The following is a 4,358-nucleotide window of genomic DNA, read 5'->3' as shown; positions in this document are numbered from 1 at the left end:
TCCTAACAATTTAAATGTTAGGTGTCAGCCCCTAAATTTTTTTTCATTTTCAAAAACCACATTTATGAAAAACGGTAAAACTCCTATATGGAAGGACCCTCGATTTTACCTGGCTATCGCCAGTTTTATTACACTATTATACCTGACTTTTTATGAGTCAGTAATTTTCTAATTATTAAATATCAAAAAATGATCAATTTTCAAATTCTATTCACCATTCTAAATCAGATTTTTCACGGCAACCAAAGACTGTTGCTAATTTCATCATCAAAAGGATGCACTTGCGTATCCGGCTCAGGCTACGAATGCCGATGGTGTAGAGATCGGAAATAAATCCGTAGAGGCGATCTGCACATTTTGGAACCCCACAAAAGAGGCTTAGGTCTTGATTGCGGGGTTTTCTTTTGCCTAAATTTCTGAGTTTGAGCACTTCGATATGTTGAACGCAGATACGCGATAACGCTTCTTTCAACCTTAGGTCAAACTTCATCGTTACGAGGCCTGCCACCGACGGCGCGGACTTGGAGTTCGATGCCGGTATGGAAATGAATTACAGCAAGAACTGGTAAGGCTGACTGCCGAACGAGATTGGCTGTTGAAAACTCGGGCCGGTTTTGGAGCAGAAATCGAAATGGGTATAAGTCGAATACTTGAGAGACTAAGAAAGCGCCATGTGTCATACGCAGTGATAAATGAGGCGGTGAAGGAGCATAGTAAGGAGTAGGTAAGTGATACTCCCAGCTCCTGTCGTGTCATGCGGTGGTGGCCTTTTAATGAAACTGTCACATAAGCACAAAGCTCTGGAATTTTAAACGCGAGCTCGATACGCACCAGAACTTATGTGTAAAAATCAGCAATAGAGCCAATTATCGAAATACTATAGGGAGCCCCCCCCTGCGCTAGTGCCGCAATTTTTTCAGCCTATTTGTCTAAAATTGACTCTAAAAGTAAACGTACATTAACTTTCTTGCCGCATAATGAGGGTATAAGAAAACCGATCCAGAAAGTATGCACAAATCATGGCTATAACAGTTTCAGCAATTGGTAAAAGAAACGTCGATAGTGACGGCAGTAATGAATATGTTTGGGAAATTATCAATACAGGTGGTTCCGACTTTACCTATACATGGCAAGCAGTCGGGGGTGAAGCAGGAAGTATTTCTTTGCTCGCCGGAACGACAACGTTTCTTTATACGAATACGTTAGATGATATTACCTTGCTTGATGGTGCTACCACGGTGGCAACAGGCAATTATGTTAATACCAATGCCCCTGCTTTAGATACATTAAGTAATGGAAGCGATAATTATGTGGGTCATTTAAGTAATGACAATATTACTGGTGCTAATGGTAATGATACAATTGATGGAAGTGCAGGCAATGATACGATTAATGGCGGTGCTGGTGACGATCTCATAAATGGCGGTGATGTTGTTTATGTTGAGCCGGTTGGTGCTCCAGCAGTTATTTCCCCAAATGATCCAGCAAGCATTGTGATGGGTTCAGGTGGCGTTCAATCGGTTGTAGATAATAGCGGAAACGGTAATACATTATTCCAAAATGATGCTTCACGACAACCCACACTCATAGATATTAATGGCAATAACGCGCTAAATTTTGATGGAGTAAATGATCACCTAGATATGTCAAACTCGAACGACATTAATGGTGTTGCTCACACGGAACGTAGTATCTTTATGAGTGTTAACACCAGTGATGATACATCTAGCCGTCAATATATTTATGAAGAAGGTGGGCGCTCAAACGGTTTTAGTTTTTATCTGCAGGGTGATGACCTCTATGCAGGTGCTTGGAGAAATAATGGCAATGATTTTGACCATTTCTTTTCGACGTCAGTTGACACTAACACTACGTACACAATCGGCTTAGTATTTGATTTTCCTAATAATAGTTTCACTGCTTATGTGGATGGAGCAAGTATTGGTACAGGTGTGGTTAATCATGAGCAGGCTGCGCATGGTGGTGATATTACCTTTGGAGCAAATGGTACCAGAACACGCCATGAATCAGGCACGATAGACATCACAAGCACTAATTCATTCTTCAAAGGCCAAATCGGCGATTTTGCATTATATAATAATGCGCTAAATGCTGCTGAAGTCGCTCAAATTACGGGTACTCTCGCACAGGCTTGGGGGAGTGAAAGCGCGGGCGAAGATGACAGCCTTTCTGGTGGCGATGGAAATGACACGATCTTTGGTGGTGTCGGTGATGATATTATTGATGGTGGTAACGATAATGACAGTATCGATGGGGGTGCCGGCAATGACAACGCAGTTGGAGGCAATGGCTCAGATACCGTCAATGGTGGTGTAGGCAACGATACGCTCAATGGCGGTGACGGTAATGATACTCTTGATGGAGGAGTTGGCAATGATGCGCTCAATGGTGGAGCAGGCAGTGATACTCTTTTGGGACGGTCTGGCAATGACTTTATCGCAGCCGGTGATGATAATGATAATGTAAATGGCGGCTCAGGTAATGATGGCATCTATGGTGAATCTGGCGATGACATACTGAACGGAAGCACAGGCAATGATACGGTTACAGGAGGTGTTGGTAACGATACCGTATTTGGTGGTGATGACAATGACACGCTAAGCGGCGACAATGGCGATGATAGCATTGATGGTGACGCTGGTGATGATAGCATTGATGGTGGCGCTAACAGCGACACGGTTGATGGTGGCTCTGGCAGCGATACCGTCGATGGCGGTGCCGGTAATGATACGGTAGAAGGCGGCACAGGTTCTGATACGGTCAATGGCGGTGATGATGATGACTTTATCATTGATGTAAATATCGATGGAACGGCCTTTGATACCGGTGTTGCAGATGCACTTTCTGGCGGTGCAGGTGATGATATTTTAGTGGCTACTTCAGGGGCTGATCAAATGTGGGGCGGTAGCGGTTCTGATACGTTTGTTTTCACTCCTTATGATTCTGTCGTAGATGCGCGCGTTTACGACTTCCAACAAGGAGTAGACCAGATATTCTTGATTGATCTTACTCCAACGTTCCAAATCAATCCGTTCTTTGTGTTTGATTTTGATGCACTCAATATTTCAGTCAGTGGCGGCAATACACATATTACCTTTGCTAATGGCAGCGATATTCAAGTAGACGGGGTCACAAACATCACCGCCGCAGACTTTGATACATACTCTTTCTAATTGCGTGACATTGGTTTAATTTTTCATGATGGAGTGATGTTGCGCCAAAAGGTGACTCCAGGATATAGAAAGAACAAGGTTTATGGCAGGCTAGGAAAAGGCTTCCTACCCTAGTGAAAAGCCTTTGCCCTAGGGTAAGGAAAGAGAATGATGTCAGAGGAAATCGGTTTCCCACATGTATTTACTATTGAAACACATCAGAAGGGACTCGCTTAGGAGTAACTGATACACAGTATTTCCAATTCTTTTTAGATTACATCCCCCTCAAAACAGCAAATCCCTCCCGCTCCACGCGGGGAGAGGAGGGATTGCCGTGTAACCTAAGACCGCTACTGAACGTAAACACCGTTTAAGCCAGCAGCCTTGCAGGCCGCAAGAAACTCCGAAGATTCACCGTTTGCGACGAAGCACGTCAGACGGTAAAGTCCGTCTAGGCCCTTCACTGTAGTTCCTCCTCGTACGAATACGGGAAGTTTTTCCAGTGCAGGTGCCGATTTTCCTGCAAATACAACGAACCAACGCCCTTGCGGAGCGAGGTTCTCTTTGGCCCAAGGGCTGAAGAGTCCGCGCGCCATTGTAGGTTTTGCAATCACCTGCCCACAGTGGGAACAGATGTTTACGTTCTGCTTCAAGTCCCAGAGCGGGGCTTTTGTGGTGGGCTGCACTTCCTTATCCAGCACCTTTTGGTATGGATTTGGGGTTGGGCTGTCGCCGTTCCAACGGAAGTTCTGCGCGGTTGCACTGATACAGAATAGGGTGATCGTAATGATCGTGAGAATAGCTCTCATAATAAGAATGAATTAAGAATGTATATAACTACGAATTTATCTTACCGAAGTAAAATCAGGGTGTAGCGTTCGAACCTGTTATTATCTTTTCAAACCATAAACTCAATAAGCAAATTGCTTTAACCATTTTGCGTAATGCGAAAATGGTTTAAACAAATGCGCAGGAGCAGACAGTAAAAAAATCTTTGGTATGTAACCTGCGATAATGACGTATCATCATCACTGCACGTTACACCGCTTCAAGATCTAGAATAACATTTTGGGGCTGACACCTAACATTTAAATTGTTAGGAGTTATTGATGTATATAAAGCATTGTAAGTTATCGAGAAATAAGCAGTTAGAGTTGATAAAATATTTCATTGCGGGTTCTACGG

General features: G+C 43.6%; 3 protein-coding genes. 1 reads left to right on the top strand and 2 read right to left on the bottom strand.

The window, feature by feature from the left end; all coding sequences use genetic code 11:
- Positions 1-211: 211 nt before the first annotated feature.
- Positions 212-508, bottom strand: a complete 297-nt coding sequence (locus tag P8P30_07955) for a hypothetical protein (GenBank protein MDG1287482.1) — start codon at positions 506-508, stop codon at positions 212-214.
- 511 nt (positions 509-1,019) lie between these two features.
- Between P8P30_07955 and P8P30_07950 the strand changes: the two genes are divergently transcribed.
- Entirely contained in the window at positions 1,020-3,194 is a 2,175-nt protein-coding gene (locus tag P8P30_07950) for a hypothetical protein (GenBank protein MDG1287481.1), read from the top strand.
- 329 nt (positions 3,195-3,523) lie between these two features.
- On the opposite strand, the gene P8P30_07945 is transcribed toward P8P30_07950, so the two are convergent.
- Positions 3,524-3,982, bottom strand: a complete 459-nt coding sequence (locus P8P30_07945) for a hypothetical protein (GenBank protein ID MDG1287480.1) — start codon at positions 3,980-3,982, stop codon at positions 3,524-3,526.
- Between the last annotated feature and the right edge of the window lie 376 nt (positions 3,983-4,358).

The sequence above is a fragment of the Rickettsiales bacterium genome (assembly GCA_029252805.1).
Lineage (GTDB): Bacteria > Pseudomonadota > Alphaproteobacteria > Rickettsiales > JALZUV01 > JALZUV01.
This window is presented reverse-complemented; position numbering and strand designations above follow the sequence as displayed.

Coding starts and splice junctions, on each gene's coding strand:
- P8P30_07950 (MDG1287481.1), top strand. CDS start 1,020: ATGGCTATAACAGTTTCAGCAATTGGTAAAAGAAACGTCGATAGTGAC.
- P8P30_07945 (MDG1287480.1), bottom strand. CDS start 3,982: ATGAGAGCTATTCTCACGATCATTACGATCACCCTATTCTGTATCAGT.